Annotated in this window: 20 protein-coding genes; all 20 read left to right on the top strand. The window is 70.9% G+C overall.

Translation table 11 applies throughout. The features are described from left to right. Positions 1-28 precede the first annotated feature (28 nt). The 20 genes from ACZ5L9_RS15445 to ruvB all read left to right on the top strand — a co-directional run bounded on the left by ACZ5L9_RS15445 (position 29) and on the right by ruvB (position 17,202). Positions 29-1,690 (top strand): FAD-dependent oxidoreductase, encoded by a 1,662-nt coding sequence (locus ACZ5L9_RS15445; RefSeq protein ID WP_464529089.1) that lies wholly within the window; start codon positions 29-31, stop codon positions 1,688-1,690. Positions 1,691-1,711: 21 nt separating this feature from the next. Beyond that, positions 1,712-2,482 (top strand): TetR/AcrR family transcriptional regulator, encoded by a 771-nt coding sequence (locus tag ACZ5L9_RS15450; protein WP_464529091.1) that lies wholly within the window; start codon positions 1,712-1,714, stop codon positions 2,480-2,482. Then, entirely contained in the window at positions 2,482-3,048 is a 567-nt protein-coding gene (locus tag ACZ5L9_RS15455; protein WP_464536873.1) for an HIT family protein, read from the top strand. Before ACZ5L9_RS15450 ends, ACZ5L9_RS15455 begins: the two co-directional genes overlap by 1 nt. A gap of 221 nt (positions 3,049-3,269) precedes the next feature. Beyond that, positions 3,270-4,388, top strand: a complete 1,119-nt coding sequence (locus ACZ5L9_RS15460; RefSeq protein ID WP_464529093.1) for a sugar ABC transporter substrate-binding protein — start codon at positions 3,270-3,272, stop codon at positions 4,386-4,388. Positions 4,389-4,527: 139 nt separating this feature from the next. Then, on the top strand, positions 4,528-5,343 hold the full coding sequence (locus ACZ5L9_RS15465; protein WP_464529095.1) for an ATP-binding cassette domain-containing protein: 816 nt from the start codon (positions 4,528-4,530) through the stop codon (positions 5,341-5,343). Next, positions 5,340-6,623 carry a sugar ABC transporter permease gene (locus ACZ5L9_RS15470; RefSeq protein ID WP_464529097.1) on the top strand — a complete coding sequence of 428 codons (1,284 nt, stop codon included), beginning with the start codon at positions 5,340-5,342 and terminating at the stop codon, positions 6,621-6,623. Before ACZ5L9_RS15465 ends, ACZ5L9_RS15470 begins: the two co-directional genes overlap by 4 nt. 110 nt (positions 6,624-6,733) lie before the next feature. Then, positions 6,734-7,873, top strand: a complete 1,140-nt coding sequence (locus tag ACZ5L9_RS15475; protein WP_464529099.1) for an ROK family protein — start codon at positions 6,734-6,736, stop codon at positions 7,871-7,873. Between the two features lie 30 nt (positions 7,874-7,903). Beyond that, positions 7,904-8,542, top strand: a complete 639-nt coding sequence (gene pgsA, locus ACZ5L9_RS15480) for a phosphatidylinositol phosphate synthase (RefSeq protein ID WP_464529101.1) — start codon at positions 7,904-7,906, stop codon at positions 8,540-8,542. A 56-nt stretch (positions 8,543-8,598) separates the two neighbouring features. Next, the gene (gene pdxS / locus ACZ5L9_RS15485; protein ID WP_464529103.1) at positions 8,599-9,495 is read left to right on the top strand and encodes a pyridoxal 5'-phosphate synthase lyase subunit PdxS; all 897 of its coding nucleotides are present in this window, start codon (positions 8,599-8,601) and stop codon (positions 9,493-9,495) included. 204 nt (positions 9,496-9,699) lie between these two features. Beyond that, the gene (locus ACZ5L9_RS15490) at positions 9,700-10,260 is read left to right on the top strand and encodes an alternate-type signal peptide domain-containing protein (RefSeq protein ID WP_464529105.1); all 561 of its coding nucleotides are present in this window, start codon (positions 9,700-9,702) and stop codon (positions 10,258-10,260) included. Between the two features lie 21 nt (positions 10,261-10,281). Beyond that, the gene (locus tag ACZ5L9_RS15495; RefSeq protein WP_464529109.1) at positions 10,282-10,914 is read left to right on the top strand and encodes an alternate-type signal peptide domain-containing protein; all 633 of its coding nucleotides are present in this window, start codon (positions 10,282-10,284) and stop codon (positions 10,912-10,914) included. Further along, positions 10,911-11,465, top strand: coding sequence for a signal peptidase I (locus tag ACZ5L9_RS15500; RefSeq protein WP_464529113.1), 555 nt, complete (start codon positions 10,911-10,913; stop codon positions 11,463-11,465). The genes ACZ5L9_RS15495 and ACZ5L9_RS15500 overlap by 4 nt, the downstream gene beginning before the upstream one ends. After that, positions 11,462-12,235, top strand: a complete 774-nt coding sequence (locus tag ACZ5L9_RS15505; protein WP_464529116.1) for a hypothetical protein — start codon at positions 11,462-11,464, stop codon at positions 12,233-12,235. The genes ACZ5L9_RS15500 and ACZ5L9_RS15505 overlap by 4 nt, the downstream gene beginning before the upstream one ends. Next, positions 12,219-12,839, top strand: coding sequence for a SipW-dependent-type signal peptide-containing protein (locus ACZ5L9_RS15510; RefSeq protein WP_464529118.1), 621 nt, complete (start codon positions 12,219-12,221; stop codon positions 12,837-12,839). The genes ACZ5L9_RS15505 and ACZ5L9_RS15510 overlap by 17 nt, the downstream gene beginning before the upstream one ends. Next, a complete protein-coding gene (locus tag ACZ5L9_RS15515) occupies positions 12,836-13,303 on the top strand; it encodes a hypothetical protein (protein WP_464529120.1) in 468 nt (155 codons plus the stop codon). The genes ACZ5L9_RS15510 and ACZ5L9_RS15515 overlap by 4 nt, the downstream gene beginning before the upstream one ends. Positions 13,304-13,320: 17 nt before the next feature. Further along, positions 13,321-13,908 carry a pyridoxal 5'-phosphate synthase glutaminase subunit PdxT gene (gene pdxT / locus ACZ5L9_RS15520; protein ID WP_464529123.1) on the top strand — a complete coding sequence of 196 codons (588 nt, stop codon included), beginning with the start codon at positions 13,321-13,323 and terminating at the stop codon, positions 13,906-13,908. Positions 13,909-13,918: 10 nt separating this feature from the next. Beyond that, positions 13,919-14,689 carry a YebC/PmpR family DNA-binding transcriptional regulator gene (locus ACZ5L9_RS15525; protein ID WP_464529125.1) on the top strand — a complete coding sequence of 257 codons (771 nt, stop codon included), beginning with the start codon at positions 13,919-13,921 and terminating at the stop codon, positions 14,687-14,689. Positions 14,690-14,860: 171 nt separating this feature from the next. Then, positions 14,861-15,493, top strand: a complete 633-nt coding sequence (ruvC, locus tag ACZ5L9_RS15530; protein ID WP_464529127.1) for a crossover junction endodeoxyribonuclease RuvC — start codon at positions 14,861-14,863, stop codon at positions 15,491-15,493. After that, positions 15,490-16,110 (top strand): Holliday junction branch migration protein RuvA, encoded by a 621-nt coding sequence (ruvA, locus tag ACZ5L9_RS15535; RefSeq protein WP_464529129.1) that lies wholly within the window; start codon positions 15,490-15,492, stop codon positions 16,108-16,110. Before ruvC ends, ruvA begins: the two co-directional genes overlap by 4 nt. A gap of 12 nt (positions 16,111-16,122) precedes the next feature. After that, positions 16,123-17,202, top strand: a complete 1,080-nt coding sequence (ruvB, locus tag ACZ5L9_RS15540; protein ID WP_464529131.1) for a Holliday junction branch migration DNA helicase RuvB — start codon at positions 16,123-16,125, stop codon at positions 17,200-17,202. Positions 17,203-17,300: the final 98 nt, after the last annotated feature.

Below are 17,300 nucleotides of genomic sequence, written 5' to 3' on the forward strand. Positions count from 1 at the left end.
GGGCTCCTGAGCAAGAAACGGTTCTCCCGTGCCTCACGTCGTCACCCAGTCCTGCTGCAGCGACGCCTCGTGCGTCGTGGCCTGCCCGGTCAACTGCATCCACCCGGCCCCCGGCGAGCCCGGATTCGCCGAGGCCGAGATGGTCTACGTCGACGCTGCCGCCTGCGTCGACTGCGGCGCCTGTGCGACCGCCTGCCCGGCCGATGCGATCGTTCCGCACACCACCCTGACCGAGCCGCAGCTGCCGTTCCTGGCGCTCAACACCGAGTACTTCGCCGCCTTCCCGCACGCCGATCGCACGCCGCTGGCACTGGTGCACGAGCAGCGCCGGCTGGTCCGCAACGGCCCGTTCCGGATCGCCGTCGTCGGTGCCGGTCCCGCCGGTCTCTACACCGCCGACGAGCTCCTCCGGCATCCCGAGATCAGCGTGGACGTCTTCGACCGGCTGCCCACGCCGTACGGGCTGGTCCGAGCCGGCGTCGCCCCCGATCACCAGCACACCAAGCAGATCGAGCGGCTCTTCGGTCAGATCGAGAGCCAGCCCGGCTTCCGCTACTTCCTCGGCGTCGAGATCGGCAAGGACCTCTCCCACGCCGAGCTGACCGCCCGCTACCACGCGGTCGTCTACACGGTCGGCGCGGCGAGCGACAAGCCGCTCGACATCCCCGGCGACGACCACGCAGGCTCGCTGTCGGCCACCGACTTCGTCGGCTGGTACAACGGCCACCCCGACAAGCAGGATCTCGCCGTCGACCTCCACCACGAGCGCGTCGTCATCGTCGGCAACGGCAACGTCGCCCTCGACTGCGCCCGGATCCTCGCCGAGGACCCGCGTCGCCTCGAGTCGACCGACATCGCCACCCTGCCCTTCGGCGAACTGCTGCGAAGCAGCGTCCGCGAGGTCGTCATCCTGGGCCGCCGCGGCCCGCGCGAGGCCGCCTTCACGGTGCCCGAGCTGGTCGGCCTGGCCGGGCACACCGGGATCAATGTCGTCGTCGACACCGGCGATCACGGTCCGATCGCCGGCGACGACGTGAAGGCCCGTCTCTTGCGCGAGCTCGCCGCGCGGCCGGTGGACCCGGGCAAGCGCACCATCGTGCTGCGCTTCCACGCCTCGCCCGTCGCCGTCCACGGCGAGGGCCGGGTCAGCTCGGTCGAGGTCGGTCGCAACCGGCTCGAGATCGACGAGCGGGGCATCGCCTGTGCCGTGCCGACGGGGGAGACCGAGCTCGTCGAGGCCGGCATGCTGCTGCGCGCCGTCGGCTACCACGGCCTCCCCGTCGCCGACCTCCCGTACGACGCGGTCAGCGGCACCGTGCCCAACACGCGGGGCCGGGTCATGCCCGGCGTCTACGTCACGGGCTGGGTCAAGCGCGGGCCGACCGGCTTCATCGGCACCAACAAGTCCGACGCCGAGGAGACGGCCGATCAGATCCTGGACGACCTCGACAGCGGCATCATCTCCGAACCGGTCGGCACCACCAGCGGCCTGCGCGGCGTGATCCGCAGCCGCCAGCCCGGCATGGTCGACCTGGCCGGGTGGCAGGCGATCGACCGCGAGGAGCGTCGCCGCGGAGCCGCGGCGGGGCGCCCCCGGGTCAAGATCGTCGACGTGGACGAGATGCGCCGCATCGCCGCCGGGTCCACCAGTGCTCGGCACGCCCCGCTGCGGCGGTGGGTCGGAGCATGAGCGCGCATCGGGAGCATGGGCATGGGTGACGACCGCTCCGGCGCCACGCCGGCGGCCGTGGCCCGGGCCGATGGTCGTCAGGCCCGCTGGGCGCGCCACAACGAGGAACGGCGCGCCCACATCGTCGCCGCAGCGCTCGAGGTGATCGAGGAGGCAGGGCCTGGTGCCGACATCCACGTGCACCAGATCGCGGAGCAGGCCGGCGTCAACCGGACCGTCGTCTACCGTCACTTCGCCGAGCGTGCCGACCTCGACGTCGCGATCCAGCGCGCCATCGTGGCGATGCTCTGGTCCGAGCTGCTGCCGGCGCTCACCCTCGAAGGCAGCATCACCGACACCATCGACCGGATCGTCGGCACCTACGTCGACTGGGCCGCCGCGCACCCGGCCCTGCACCACGTCGTCGACCGCAACCACGGCACCGGGGTGCTGGAGCAGGCGATCGATGACATCGCCGTCCACATCGGCGAGCTGATCTCCGTCATCCTGGCGACGCTCGGCTCCGACGCCGTCGTCGAGGCCGACGAGCTCGACGCCCTGGTCCACGGCGTGATCGGCGCCGTCTTCGGCGCAGTCCGCCGCTGGCTCGGTCGACCCGATCGGGTGCTCGGCCCGCAGCGGCTGCGCGCGATGCTGAGCCAGTCGACGTGGTTCCTGATCGAGGGCAATGCCCGGGCGATGGGCATCATCCTGGACCCCGACCGGCCGATCACCGACATGCTGGACCCCGCGTCGCTCGCGGTCCCGGCGCCGACGGCGGGCTCGGAAGCGGTCGCTACAGTCACTCCGTGATCCCTGACGAGAGCACAGCGCAGACCGGCCCCGTGGAGACGCTCGTGCAGGACGGCATCGGCCGACCCGACGAGCTGGAGCGGCTCTGGACGCCGTACCGGATGGCCTACATCCGCGGGGTGAACAAGCCCGGTGACGCCACGGCCGAGACCTGCCCGTTCTGCCGGATCCCGGCGATGGACGACGCCGACGGGCTGACCGTTCACCGCGGCGAGCTCTGCTTCGTGGTCCTCAACCTCTATCCGTACGCGCCCGGTCACGTGATGGCGTGCCCCTACCGCCACATCGCCAACTACATCGAGACCACCGTCGAGGAGGCCGCCGAGATGGCGGCGCTCACCAAGACCGCGGTGGAGACGTTGAAGCGGATCTCGGACCCGGCCGGCTTCAACATCGGGATGAACCAGGGTGTCGCCGGGGGAGCAGGCATCGCCTCACACCTGCACCAGCACGTGGTCCCGCGCTGGGTCGGCGACCAGAACTTCATGCCGATCATCGGTCGCACGAAGACCCTCCCGCAGCTCCTCGGAGACACCCGCGAGCTGCTCGTCGAGGCCTGGTCCTGACCTTCAGCGTCATGCCGGCGCTGCGCGGGACGTGTCGGAACGCCTCGGAATAGCGGCCGAATCGTGACCGTAACAGCCGGTTTCATAACGGCTCGGTCACGGTCGCGCGGATCGCGCCTGAAGTCGCTTGTCAGCCCCGTCACACGTGACTATGTTGCGGTCGACAACAATTCAAGTGACGTCAGTCACGTCATTGTTCTCGGACAACGGAGGTCGAGGAAATGAACACGAGCAAGACCGCCCGCCTGGGCGCGCTCGTCGCGACGGGTGTGCTGGCGTTTGGTGCGCTGGCCGCGTGTGGCAGCAGTGACAACAACAGCAGCAGCAACGCCGGCGACGGTGGCTCCAGCGGTGGCACCGACGTCGGTGTGATCCTGCCGGACGCCACCACCTCCCCGCGCTGGGAGAGCCAGGACCGCCCGAACCTGCAGAAGGCGTTCGACGCGGCCGGCCTCAAGTCTGACATCCAGAACGCCCAGGGCGACACGGCCAAGTTCGGCCAGCTGTGCGACAGCATGATCGGCGAGGGCATCAAGGTCCTCCTCATCACGAACCTGGACTCCGACTCGGGTGCAGCGTGCCTCAAGAAGGCCGCTGACGCCGGTGTCAAGACCATCGACTACGACCGCCTCACCCTCGGTGGCGGCGCCTCGTACTACGTCTCCTTCGACAACGTGAAGGTCGGCACCCTGATGGGTCAGGGCCTGATCGACGCGATGACCGCTCAGGGCCACAAGAGCGGTGACGTCGTCACCGTCGACGGTGCCGAGACCGACAACAACGCCGCGCTGTTCAAGCAGGGCTACGACGACGCCCTCAAGGCTGCGCCGCAGTACAAGGTCGTTGCCAACCAGTCGGGTGAGTGGGACGCCACCAAGGCCGGCGAGGTCTTCGACGGCATGTACACCGAGCACAAGGACATCGTCGGCGCGGTCGTCGCGAACGACACCATGTCCGGCGGCGTCATCGCCCGTCTGAAGGCCAACGGCCAGGCCGGCAAGATCCTGACCACCGGTCAGGACGCCTCCACCGAGGGTCTGCAGAACGTGCTGCGCGGCTACCAGGCCGGCACGGTCTACAAGAACACCTCGCTCGAGGCCAAGGCCGCCTCGGACCTGGCGATCGCCCTGATCAAGGGTGACGACGCGGGTGCCAAGGCCCTGGTGACCGGCACGGTCAAGGACACCACGCTGAACACCGACGTCCCGTCGGTCCTGGCCACCCCGGTCTGGGTCACCAAGGACACCGTGAAGCAGGTCGTCTCCGACGGCCAGGCCGACGCCTCGCAGATCTGCACCGGCGACGTCGCCAAGCTCTGCACCAAGTACGGCGTTCAGTAAGTCGCCTTAACCTGTGGTCCGGTCCGCCCCGGTGGGCCGGACCACAGTGAGGACGACGGCACCCCGGATCGGTCCCTTCGACCCGTCCGGGGTGTCCGAACGTCCGAGACCTTCAGCGCACACCAAGCAAGGAGAACTCGTGAGCGTCGAAACGCCCGAGCGTACGGGCCCCACCGGGCCGACCAGCCAGCCGCTGCTCACGCTGCGCGGCATCCAGAAGAGCTTCGGCGCCGTGCACGTTCTGCGTGGCGTCGACCTCGACGTCCGTCCCGGCCGCGTCACCGCGCTCGTCGGTGACAACGGCGCCGGCAAGAGCACCCTCATCAAGGGCATCGCCGGCATCCATCCCTTCGACGAGGGCGAGTATGAGTTCGACGGCGCGCCGGTGAAGGTGCACGGCCCGAAGGACTCCAACGCCCTCGGCATCGAGGTCGTCTACCAGGACCTCGCGCTGTGCGACAACCTCGACGTGGTCCACAACATGTTCCTCGGTCGCGAGATCACCAAGGGTGGCCTCATCGACGAGGACACCATGGAGCGGCGCGCCCGCGAGACCCTCGACGGCCTCTCGGTGCGCACGCTGGCGTCGGTCCGTACCCACGTCTCGGCCCTGTCCGGTGGTCAGCGCCAGACCGTCGCGATCGCCCGCGCGGTGCTGTGGAACTCCAAGGTCGTCATCCTCGACGAGCCGACCGCCGCGCTGGGCGTCGCCCAGACCGAGCAGGTCCTCAAGCTGGTCCGACGCCTGGCCGACCGCGGTCTGGGCGTCGTGCTGATCAGCCACAACCTCAACGACGTCTTCGAGGTCGCGGACGACATCGCGATCCTCTACCTGGGCGCGATGGTCGGTCAGGTCGAGACCTCCGACTACACCCGCGAGCAGATCGTCACCGCCATCACCACCGGCCAGCTGCCCGCCAAGGGTACGAACACCGCGAACGGGGGAGCGGCATGAGCACCGCCACCGACACCCAGTCCAGCCCGAACCCGGCCGAGAACTGGCACCCCGAGGACGAGTCGCCCAGCACCCTGCGCGGCATCACCTCGGCCTACGTCACCCGCGTCCGCAGCGGTGAGGTCGGCTCGCTGCCGGCCATCCTCGGCCTGATCGTACTGTTCATCGTCTTCTCGATCGCGCGACCGGACACCTTCCCGACCGCCTACAACCTCGGCAACCTGCTGGGCCAGTCGGCCGGCATCGTGGTGCTGGCGATGGGCCTGGTCTTCATCCTGCTGCTCGGCGAGATCGACCTCGGCGCCGGCATCACCGGCGGCGTCTCCGCGGCGACGACGGGCATCATGCTCTCGCGCCACGGCTGGTCGACCGCGCCCTCGATCGTGGCCGGCCTGATCACCGGTGCCGTCATCGGTCTGTTCATCGGCCTGCTGGTCTCCCGTCTGGGCATCCCGTCCTTCGTCGTCACCCTGGCCACCTACCTCGGCCTGCAGGGCGTGCTGCTCAAGCAGACCGGCGCCGGTGGCACGATCCCGCTGCAGAACGACTTCATCATCAAGCTCAACAACGGCAACCTCGCCGTGTGGGCGGGCTGGGTCCTGGGCATCGTGGTCGTGGTGGCCTACGTCGGTGGCACCTACATCACCATGCGCCGGCGTCGCTCGGCCGGCCTGACCGCCGAGTCGTTCCTGCAGTGGGCGCTCAAGGCCGGTGCCGTCACCGTCATCGTCATCGGCGTGGTGGCGTTCCTCTCCGGCGAGCGCGGCCCGCACCCGGACGTGAAGTCGATCAAGGGCCTGCCGATCTCGCTGGTCCTCATGGTCGGCCTGCTCGTCATCCTGAGCTTCGCGCTGGCCCGTACGACCTGGGGCCGTCACGTCTACGCGGTGGGCGGCAACGCCGAGGCCGCGCGTCGCGCCGGCATCAACGTCCCGATGATCAAGCTGACCTGCTTCGTGGTCGCCTCGACGATCGCGGCGATCGCCGGCATCCTGATCGCCAGCCGCACGAACTCGGTCAGCCCGACCACCGGTGGTGGCACCACGCTGCTGTACGCCGTCGGTGCCGCGGTCATCGGTGGCACCAGCCTCTTCGGTGGCAAGGGCCGGATCATCGACGCCCTCATCGGCGGCATCGTCATCAAGATCATCGACAACGGCATGGGCCTGCTCAACCAGGACCAGGGCACCGTGTGGATGGTCACCGGTGGCGTGCTGCTGCTCGCGGCCAGCGTCGACGCGATCAGCCGCCGGCGGGCGAACGCCTCCGGCAGGGTCTAAACGGACGGATGGTCGGAACGGTGGCACTCTCGGGCACCGTCTCGGGCACAGAAGAGCTGCGACGTACCAATCTCCGAGCACTGCTGCGCGCGGTGCACATCGGAGGGCCGATGACCCGGGCGGAGCTCACCCGCCTGCTCGGACTCAATCGCAGCACCATCGGCGGTCTGACGACCGCTCTGATCGAGCTCGGCCTCGTCGCCGAGTCCTCGGCTGCGGGTGCCGCCTCCGGCGGCGCCCGCAGCGGCCGGCCCTCGCACCTCGTGGTGCCGAGGCCGGAGAACGCCGTGGTCGCGATCGACCTCGGCGTCGACCGGGTCCAGGTCGCGCTCGTCGGTCTCGGCGGCACGGTCCTCGACCGACGGGTCCGCGAGCACGAGCGCGGTGAGCACGACGTCCACCGGGTGGTGGAGAGCGTCGCCGCGATGGCCGAGGAGCTGGTCGCCGGGTCAGCCGGCGCGGTCCCTCGTCCGAACCTTCGCGTGCTCGGCATCGCGGCCTCCGTTCCGGGTGCCGTCCGCTCCGAGGACGGCATGGTGCAGTTCGCGCCCAACCTCGGCTGGCACGGGGAGCCCTTCACCCAGCTGCTCTCGGAGCGACTCGGGCGGCCCGTACGCGCCGGCAACGACGCCAACCTCGGGGTCATGGCCGAGCACCTGCGCGGTGCCGCGGTGGGTCGCCAGCACGTCATCTACCTCGGCGTCAGCGTCGGCATCGGCGGCGGCTTCCTCGTCGACGGCCAGCTGCTCTCCGGCGCCAGCGGATACGCCGGCGAGGTCGGCCATCTCCAGGTCGACGCCGGGGGACCGGAGTGCTCCTGCGGCGGCGTCGGCTGCTGGGAGCTGAAGGTCGGCGAGAACCGGCTCCTCACCCTCGCCGGACGCGCGCCGGGCAGTGGACCCGACGGTGTCGCCGAGGTGATCGCCGCGGCCGAGGCCGGTGACCCGGTCGCCCGGGCGGCCCTCGACGAGGTCGGCAGCTGGACCGGTGCCGGGCTGCGCTCGCTGATCAACCTGTTCAACCCCGAGGTCGTCGTGGTCGGCGGCACGCTCGCCCAGCTGTGGCCGAGCGTCGGCGCCCGGGCCGAGGAGATCCTCAGCAGGCGCGCCCTCCTGGCCCCGCGGACCGACGTCGGCGTCCTGGCGGCTCAGCTGGGCCGCGACTCCTCCCTGATCGGGGCGGCCGAGCTCGCCTTCGAGGCGGTGCTCGAGGACCCGCAGTCGGCGGTTCAGTGCGTCGCCGCCTCCTGAGCCTCGCGGGACCGGTAGCCTGCTGCCGCCATGCTCGAGAGATTCCGCGCCTTCTGGACCAAGGTCCTCACGCCCATCGCCCGTCTGCTGCTCCGGCTCGGCGTCAGCGCTGACGCCGTCACCCTGATCGGCACCCTCGGTGTCGCCGTCGGTGCGCTCGCGTTCTTCCCGCAGGGCCACCTGCTCGGCGGCGTCCTGTTCATCACGGCGTTCGTCTTCAGCGACCTGATCGACGGGCACATGTCGCGCATGTCCGGCACGTCGAGCAAGTTCGGGGCGTTCCTCGACTCGACGCTCGACCGGGTCGGCGACGCGGCGATCTTCGCGGGCCTGGCGCTCTACTTCTCCGGTCCGGGCGACGAGCGGCTCTACGTCTGGCTCTCGCTCATCTGCCTGTCGATGGGGTCGGTGACCTCGTACGCCCGCTCGCGCGCGGAGAGCCTCGGTTACCAGGCGAAGGTCGGCATCGCCGAGCGGTCCGACCGGCTGGTCTCGATCCTGGTGATGACCGGCCTCGGCGGCATCGCGCTCGACCTCGGCTGGGACTGGGGCATCTGGCTGCCCCGGATCACGCTGTGGGCGCTCGCGTTCGCCTCCACCATCACCGTCGGGCAGCGGATCTGGGTGGTGCGCCAGCAGGCGATGGCCGAGGGCAACCCCCAGCCCTGAGCCGCGGGTGCGACCCGGCCGGTGCCCCTTAAGTAAACGGCCCTAGGATCGCCGCTATGGCTGATAGCACCACCGGAACCGGTACCACCCCCGTCAAGCGCGGCATGGCCGAGATGCTCAAGGGCGGCGTGATCATGGACGTCGTCAACGCCGAGCAGGCGAAGATCGCCGAGGACGCCGGCGCCGTCGCCGTGATGGCGCTGGAGCGCGTCCCGGCGGACATCCGCGCACAGGGCGGCGTCTCGCGCATGTCCGACCCCGACATGATCGACGGCATCATCGAGGCCGTCTCGATCCCGGTGATGGCCAAGGCCCGCATCGGCCACTTCGTCGAGGCGCAGGTGCTGCAGTCCCTCGGCGTCGACTACATCGACGAGTCCGAGGTCCTGACCCCGGTCGACTACGAGAACCACATCGACAAGTGGGCGTTCACGGTCCCGTTCGTCTGCGGTGCGACCAACCTGGGCGAGGCGCTGCGCCGTATCACCGAGGGCGCGGCGATGATCCGCTCCAAGGGCGAGGCCGGCACCGGCGACGCGTCCAACGCGGTCACCCACATGCGTACCCTTCGCCAGCAGATCCGCCGTCTCACCGTGCTGGCCGACGACGAGCTGTACGTCGCGGCCAAGGAGCTCCAGGCCCCGTACGACCTGGTCAAGGAGGTCGCCCGCACCGGCAAGCTGCCCGTCGTGCTGTTCACCGCCGGCGGCATCGCCACCCCCGCCGACGCCGCGATGATGATGCAGCTCGGCGCCGAGGGCGTCTTCGTCGGCTCCGGCATCTTCAAGTCCGGCAACCCGGCACAGCGCGCCGAGGCGATCGTGAAGGCGACCACGTTCTTCGACGACGCCGACGTGATCGCGAAGGTCTCGCGCGGCCTCGGCGAGGCGATGGTCGGCATCAACGTCGACGAGATCCCGCAGCCCCACCGGCTCGCCGAGCGTGGCTGGTGACCTGAGCACCACATGACGAGCGGCCGGGAGGGGTTCCTCCCGGCCGCTCGTGTCGTCCGGCAAAGAAAATCCGCGTTCATGACCGTTACCTGCGTCACACCTGGGCCCTTCGCTCGTTGCATCGGTACTGGACTCGGCCGGCCGGTGATCGATCAGCTCGTGTAGGACGGCTTCGCCGGGTCTCCGACCACTGAGGAGACACCCATGAAGAAGTCGACCAAGGGCGCGCTCGCCGCCGGAGCGGCCGCCGTGCTGCTGCTCGGAGGCGCAGGCTCGCTGGCGTACTGGACCGCCGGCGGCACCGTCAACGGCGGTGCCATCACCGCGGGGAACCTCGCGCTCAGCGCACCGGACTGCGGCACCGCGGGCTGGACCTACGACGCTGGCGAGCAGGTCCCCGGCGCCACCTACACGCCGGGTACGTCGCTGCTGGTGCCGGGCGACGTCATCTCCAAGACCTGCAAGACGACGCTGACGGCGACCGGTGAGCACATGCGCGGCACCATCGTCGCCTCCGCGCCGGCCGCGATCGCTCCGTTCACCGTCAGCGTGGGCACGATCACCGGTGCCGCGCCCGCGCTCAGCGGCACCGGTGGCAACGAGTTCACCGAGGCGAACAACGGCAACGTCCTGTCCATCAAGATATCGGTGACGTTCCCCGACACCGGGGCGCCCGCGTCGGCGACCACCGGCGACAACGCCTACAAGAACGCCACCGCGAACCTCGACAACATCGCGCTCACCGCGACCCAGGTCCACAGCTGAGCGCGGCCTGACATCGGGTCCGTGTCTCCCCGCCCCACGCCGCGCCACCGCGCGGCGGCTCGTCGTCGCCCCCCGCGGGTGGCCGTCGGCGCTGTCGCCGTCGCGGTGGGCGGCGTGCTGCTGGTGGGAGGCCAGGGGACGTACGCGTCGTGGACCTCGTCCCGGACAGTGCCGGGAGCGCAGCTCGGCGCGGGCACGCTGATGCTCACCGAGAACCCGGGCTGCACGGCGTGGACCCTCGGCCAGACGGGCGGGCCGTCGACGTGGAGCGGCACCTCGTACCCGGCGGCGGCGACCAACGCCGGCGGCACGCAGTACGTCGAGCCGAACGACACGCTCTCGACCACCTGCACATACAAGGTCACCGCCACCGGGGAACACCAACGAGCCGGCCTCGCGGTGACGCAGCCGACGATCTCGGTGCCCGGGGTGGCCACCGCCGGCGTGACCGCGGCGGTCGCGTACACGATCAACGGGGTCGCGGTGTCCGCCGGCACGTCGATCACCGAGAGCAACAACAACGCGGTGCTCGTCGGGGTCCTCACCGTCGCGATCCCGAGCTCGGTGAGCAGCACGTCGCCCACCGGCGGGCTGGAGGGCTCCACCTTCAGCGTCACGGGTGGCGGCATCACGCTGCGGCAGGTGCACTCGTGAGGGGCGCACTCGGCTGGGTCGGTCAGGTGATCGCCTGGTCGGTGATGCTGTTCGCGGGGGCGCTCATCGTGCTCGCGGTGGTCGTGCCCCGGATCGCCGGCGCGACGCCGTACACGATCCTGACCGGCTCGATGATCCCGCACTACCCGCCCGGCACCCTCGTCGTAGCCCGGCCGATCGACCCGGCCCGGCTCCGGGTGGGCGACGTCGTCACCTACCAGCTGCGCTCGGGGGAGCCGGAGGTGGTCACCCACCGGATCGTCGCCATCGGCGGGTCCGTGGGCGGGAGCCTCGCCTTCAGGACGCAGGGGGACGCCAACAACGTCGCCGACGAGGCGTGGGTGATGCCGATCCAGATCCGCGGGCGGCTCTGGTACGCCGTGCCCTACGTCGGTCGGCTCAACGTGCTCTTCACCGGGCACCAGCACCAGTGGCTCGTCTACGGCGCGGCGGCTGTGCTCGGGGGCTACGCGCTGGTGATGTTCGGGGGAGCGGCATGCGAGCGACTCGGGCACCGGCCGGGGAAGCGACGCAAGGAGGCACGCACGTGAGGGCGCTCGCCATCCTGCTCCTGCTCCTCCTCGGGGTCGTGACTCCGGTGGCGCCCGCGTCTGCCGTCGACCGGTTGGGCCTGAGCTGGGACGGCACGACCTGGGTGACGCAGCTCAGCGGCGCCCTCTTCGAGCAGCCCGGCTCGATCCACACCTGGGTGCCCGGGGACAGCGAGACGGAGCACTTCTACGCCCGCAACCAGGGCGGCGACGCCGCACGCCTGCGGATCGAGTACGACCTGCCCCCGAACGCGCTCGCCGACGACTTCGACATCACCGGCTCCGTGGACGGTGGGGCCGCGGTGCACCTGACGCCCGGCGTCTCCTGGCTGCCGCTCGGTGGCGCCGTGCTCGCCGACGGCCGGATCGCCGATGTCGCGGTCAGCGCGACCTTCCGCGCGAGCTCGACCAACCAGAGCATGGGCGAGTCGTTCCCGATCGACTTCCGGGTCACCCTGACCGAGGCGGTGGCACCCGAGCCCGGCACCGACGTGGTGAGCCCGGGCGCCTCGGTGAGTCCCGGCCCCTCGGGGAGCCCCGCCTCGACGAGCCCGGCGCCCTCTCCGGGCGCGGGCGGGAGCGCCTCGCCCCCGGCAGCGGGCAACGGACCAGGCGCCGACCATGACGGCACCGGTGGTGGCGCCCTGCCCGGTACCGGCGCGCCCGAGGTGGGCTGGGTGATCGGCGTCGGCGCCGCGTGTCTGGGCGGCGGGATCCTGATCGTGGTGCTGTCGCGTCGAAGGAGGGATCGCGATGCTGATGCGCCTTAGGAGCCTGAGCCTGCGGGCGAAGGTGCTCATCGTGGCGGCGCTGGTCGTGCTGGTGGGCGCCGCCCCCGCGTACGCGTACTGGACGGCCCAGCAGACGGTGCCGGCGAAGTCGTTCACCTTCGGCACCCTCGACATCCGGGTCAACGGCCAGGACGCGACCGCCGCGGCGACAGCGCTCGCCGTCGCCGGGCTCGTGCCCGGCAACACGGTGGCGGGCCTGGTGACCGTCGCGAACAGTGGCACCCTCCCGCTGGGCTACTGGCTCACCGTCGTCGCGAGCAATCCGGACGGCAAGGCCCTGGCCGCGGCGCTGCAGATCGCGGCGTGGCGCGGCGGTGGGGTCAGCGGCGCCGCGCCCACCGCCACCTGCACAGGCGGTGCGAGCATCGTGCCTGCCCCAAGCGCCTCGCCGGTCGTCCCCACCGCGACTCCCACCCCGCTCGGGTACGGCCCGGCCGCGAGCGCGCGGCAGACCCTGATGCCGAGCGCGACCGAGACCGTGTGCGTCCAGCTCCGGCTCCCGACCACCGCACCGAACACCGTGCAGAGCGCGAGCACGGCGGTCACGATCGCCGCCAACGGTGCGCAGGTGGGGGCGCCGTGAGAGTGCGCGTCGCCGCCCTGCTCGCCGCGCTCGGGCTGTGCGTGGCTGGGCTGAGTGCACCCGCGTGGGCCTGGTGGACCGACAGTGCGGGCGCCACCGCGAGCCTCGCGACCACGTACCTGCGACCGCCGACCGGCATGAGCTGCACCGGCGCCGGCCTCCTCGCCTCGCCGACGCTCTCCTGGACGGCGCCGACGACCGGCCCCGTGCCGACCCGTTACGTCATCACCTACCGGGCCGGCAGCGCCACTGCGGCGCCGTCGACGCTCACCACCACGACGACCTCGTGGCCGATGCCCGGCTCGCTGCTGGCCCTGCAGACGACCTACTACATCTCGGTGCAGAGCGGCCTGCTCAACACCAACTGGGTCTCGACGACCGACACCGTCGGCTACCGGGTCTCGGTCACCGGCGTCGTCGGCGTCAGCGCGTTCACGGCCTGCGTGGGGACCTACACCCCGTAGCGCCCTACACTCCAGCGGTGCGGATCGGTGTGCTTGCCCTGCAAGGTGACGTGCGGGAGCACGTCGCGAGTCTCGACAGCCTGGGGGCGGAGACCCTGACGGTCCGCCGGACCAGCGAGCTGGAGCAGTGCGACGGGCTGGTGATCCCCGGCGGGGAGTCGACCACGATCGCCAAGCTCGCCCGCAACTTCGAGCTGCTCGAGCCGCTGCGTGAGCGGATCCGCGGCGGGATGCCGGCCTTCGGCACCTGTGCCGGGATGATCCTGCTCGCGGACCGCATCGTCGACGGCATCGCGGGCCAGGAGACGATCGGCGGTCTGGACATCACGGTCCGCCGCAACGCGTTCGGCCGCCAGGTCGACTCCTTCGAGGACGACCTGGACGTACGGGGCCTCGATGAGCCGGTGCACGCCGTCTTCATCCGTGCTCCGTGGGTCGAGGAGACCGGCCCCGAGGTCGAGGTGCTGGCGCGCTCCCAGGTGGCGGGCCAGGGCCACCCCGTGGCCGTACGGCAGGGCCATCTGCTCGCCACCAGCTTCCACCCGGAGGTGGGTCAGGACGCCCGGATGCACGGGGTGTTCGTGGAGATGGTGCGCGCTCAGTAAGATCCTGCCCATGTCTGGGCACTCCAAATGGGCGACCACGAAGCACAAGAAGGCTGCGATCGACGCGAAGCGCAGCAAGCTGTGGGCGAAGCTCATCAAGAACATCGAGATCGCGGCCAAGATGGGTGGCCCCGACCCCTCCGGCAACCCGACGCTGTTCGACGCGATCTACAAGGCGAAGAAGCAGTCGGTCCCGAACGACAACATCGAGCGCGCCCGTAAGCGCGGCGGCGGCCTCGACGGCGGTGGCGTCGACTACTCGACCATCATGTACGAGGTCTACGGTCCTGCCGGCGTCGCGCTCCTCGTGGAGTGTCTGACCGACAACAAGAACCGCGCCGCGATGGAGGTCCGCACCGCCGTCACCCGCAACGGCGGCACGATGGCCGACCCGGGCTCGGTCAGCCGGCTCTTCGGCCGCAAGGGCATCGTCATCCTCAACAAGGCGCAGGACGACAAGACCGTGGACGAGGACGCCGTCCTCGAGGCCACGCTCGAGGCCGGCGCCGAGGACGTCAACGACCTCGGCGAGGCCTGGCAGGTCTACGCGGAGCCGACCGACGTGGTCGCCGTGCGTACGGCCGTCCAGGAGGCGGGCCTCGACTACGAGTCCGCCGACGTGGAGTTCGTGGCCAGCATGGAGATCCCGGTCGCCGACGCCGAGACCGCCGCGAAGGTGATGAAGCTCGTCGACGCCATCGACGACCTCGACGACGTGCAGAACGTCTTCTCCAACGCCGACATCTCGGACGAGATCCTGGAGCAGCTCGACGAGGAGTGATCCTCGACGGTTCGTCGAGGTATGCAGCCCAACCGACACTTCCCGTGCGGAACTCCGCACGGGAAGTGCCTATTTCGCTGCATACCTCGATGAGCCGACACGGGCGTGTCCCTCGTCCGGGCCCGGCGCCCATCCGATAGCCTGCGAACAGACGTTCGAAGGAGGTGTGGGATGCGTGTGCTCGGGATCGACCCCGGCCTGACCCGCTGCGGCATCGGGGTCGTCGACGGCGACCTCGGCAAGCCGCTGACCCTGATCGACGTCAACGTCATCAAGACGACCTCGACCCTGCCGGTCTGGGAGCGCCTGGTCACCATCGAGAAGGGCATCGATGCCTGGATCGAGGAGCATCGCCCCGACGCGGTCAGCATCGAGCGGATCTTCGCCCGCTCCGACGTCTCCACGATCATGGGCACAGCCCAGGCCAGCGGCCTGGCCATGGTGTGTGCGGCGCGCCGGGGCATCCCGGTGGCGATGCACACCCCGTCCGAGGTCAAGGCCGCCGTCTCCGGCAACGGTCGCGCCGACAAGGCGCAGGTCGGTGCGATGGTGACCCGCATCCTGCGGCTCTCCGAGATGCCGAAGCCGGCCGACGCCGCCGACGCGCTCGCCCTGGCCATCACCCACATCTGGCGCGGCGGCGCTCAGGCCCGCATCGATCAGGCCGCGAGCCGTGCCGGCGCCGGCAGCACCGCCGCGCGCAACCAGGCCCGCATCCAGGAGGCACTGGCGCGCTCGCAGGACAACAAGGCGCGCCTGGCGCGTGCCGCCCGCTCCACCCGTACGACGATGGGAACGAAGTGATCGCTTTCGTCCGTGGCACCGTGGCCGCCGTGACGCTGACCAGCGCCGTGGTCGAGGTCGGTGGCATCGGCCTCGAGCTGATGTGCACCCCGGCCACCCTGGCCACGCTCCGCACCGGCGCCGAGGCCAGCCTGCCCAGCAGCATGGTCGTCCGCGAGGACAGCCTGACCCTCTTCGGCTTCGCCGACGAGGACGAGAAGCAGATGTTCGAGCTGCTGCAGACCGCCTCCGGCGTCGGCCCCAAGCTCGCCCAGGCGATGCTCGCGGTCCTCTCGCCGGACGGGATGCGTACCGCGATCGCCGGCGACGACGTCAAGACCCTGACCCGCGTGCCCGGCATCGGTCAGAAGGGCGCGCAGCGGATCATCCTCGAGCTCAAGGACCGGATCGGCGCTCCCGTACGCGCCGGCCTGCCCAGCGGCACCCCCGGTGCTCCCGTCGCGCCATGGCGCGACCAGGTCGTCCAGGGGCTCACCGGCCTCGGATACGCCGTCAAGGACGCGGAGAAGGCCGTCGAGGCGGTCGCCGACCAGGCGGACACCACCAGCTCGGCCAACGGGGTCCCGGACGTCGGCGCCCTGCTGCGCGCCGCGCTGCGGTCGCTGAGCAAGGCATAAGGCGTACGCGCGATGTACGACGACGAGCTGACAGCGGCCGAGAACGCCTACCTCGACGGGCTCACCGCCGCCGAGACGGTCGACGTCGCGGAGGACGAGCGGGCGATCGAGGCGGCACTGCGACCGAAGAGTCTGGACGAGGTCGTCGGACAGACCCGCGTCCGCGCCCAGCTCGGCCTGGTCCTCGAGGCGGCCAAGCAGCGCGGACGCGCCCCCGACCACGTCCTGCTGAGCGGCCCGCCCGGACTCGGCAAGACCACCCTGGCGATGATCATCGCCGCGGAGATGGGCACCCCGCTGCGCCTCACCAGTGGCCCGGCGATCACCCATGCCGGCGACCTGGCGGCGATCCTCAGCGGGCTCAACGAGGGCGACGTCCTCTTCGTCGACGAGGTCCACCGGATGTCGCGGCCCGCCGAGGAGATGCTCTACCTCGCGATGGAGGACTTCCGGGTCGACGTGGTCATCGGCAAGGGCCCCGGCGCCACCGCGATCCCGCTCGACCTGCCGCCGTTCACCCTCGTCGGCGCCACCACCCGCGCCGGCCTGCTGCCCGGTCCGCTGCGCGACCGGTTCGGCTTCACCGGCCATCTGGAGTTCTACGAGCCCGACGAGCTCGACCTCATCGTGCGCCGTTCCGCGGGCCTGCTCGGCGTGGAGATCAACGCCGAGGGCTCCGCCGAGATCGCCTCGCGCTCGCGCGGCACCCCACGCATCGCCAACCGGCTGCTGCGCCGGGTCCGCGACTACGCCCAGGTCCGCGCCGACGGCAACGTCACCCGCGACCTGGCCCGCAAGGCGCTCGACCTCTACGAGGTCGACCCGCTCGGCCTCGACAGGCTCGACCGCGCCGTCCTGGACGCGCTCTGCCGTCGCTTCGGCGGGGGACCGGTCGGCATCTCCACCCTCGCCGTCGCCGTCGGCGAGGAGCGCGAGACCGTGGAGGAGGTCGCCGAGCCGTTCCTCGTGCGCAACGGCTTCCTCGCCCGTACGCCCCGCGGTCGCATCGCCACCCCTGCCGCCTGGGCCCACCTCGGGCTGAAGGCGCCTGCGGGTGGCATGAACGGCTGGGAAACGCTGCTCGACGACTGAGCGCGGCCACCGAGGGCGGCTGGGTCGGATGTGGCGCGGGTGACATCTCATGAGGCAGTGATGGCTACACTTGCGCGTCGGCTGGCCGTAGGCCTGCC

The sequence above is a fragment of the Nocardioides sp. JCM 18998 genome, from assembly GCF_055391535.1.

What these genes read in the sequence shown, in the direction of transcription:
- ACZ5L9_RS15460 (WP_464529093.1), top strand. Translation starts at nt 3,270, where the DNA reads ATGAACACGAGCAAGACCGCCCGCCTGGGCGCGCTCGTCGCGACGGGT.
- ACZ5L9_RS15525 (WP_464529125.1), top strand. Translation starts at nt 13,919, where the DNA reads ATGTCTGGGCACTCCAAATGGGCGACCACGAAGCACAAGAAGGCTGCG.
- ACZ5L9_RS15510 (WP_464529118.1), top strand. Translation starts at nt 12,219, where the DNA reads ATGCTGATGCGCCTTAGGAGCCTGAGCCTGCGGGCGAAGGTGCTCATC.
- ruvB (WP_464529131.1), top strand. Translation starts at nt 16,123, where the DNA reads ATGTACGACGACGAGCTGACAGCGGCCGAGAACGCCTACCTCGACGGG.
- ACZ5L9_RS15490 (WP_464529105.1), top strand. Translation starts at nt 9,700, where the DNA reads ATGAAGAAGTCGACCAAGGGCGCGCTCGCCGCCGGAGCGGCCGCCGTG.
- pgsA (WP_464529101.1), top strand. Translation starts at nt 7,904, where the DNA reads ATGCTCGAGAGATTCCGCGCCTTCTGGACCAAGGTCCTCACGCCCATC.
- ACZ5L9_RS15475 (WP_464529099.1), top strand. Translation starts at nt 6,734, where the DNA reads ATGACCCGGGCGGAGCTCACCCGCCTGCTCGGACTCAATCGCAGCACC.
- pdxS (WP_464529103.1), top strand. Translation starts at nt 8,599, where the DNA reads ATGGCTGATAGCACCACCGGAACCGGTACCACCCCCGTCAAGCGCGGC.
- ACZ5L9_RS15450 (WP_464529091.1), top strand. Translation starts at nt 1,712, where the DNA reads ATGGGTGACGACCGCTCCGGCGCCACGCCGGCGGCCGTGGCCCGGGCC.
- ACZ5L9_RS15470 (WP_464529097.1), top strand. Translation starts at nt 5,340, where the DNA reads ATGAGCACCGCCACCGACACCCAGTCCAGCCCGAACCCGGCCGAGAAC.
- ruvC (WP_464529127.1), top strand. Translation starts at nt 14,861, where the DNA reads ATGCGTGTGCTCGGGATCGACCCCGGCCTGACCCGCTGCGGCATCGGG.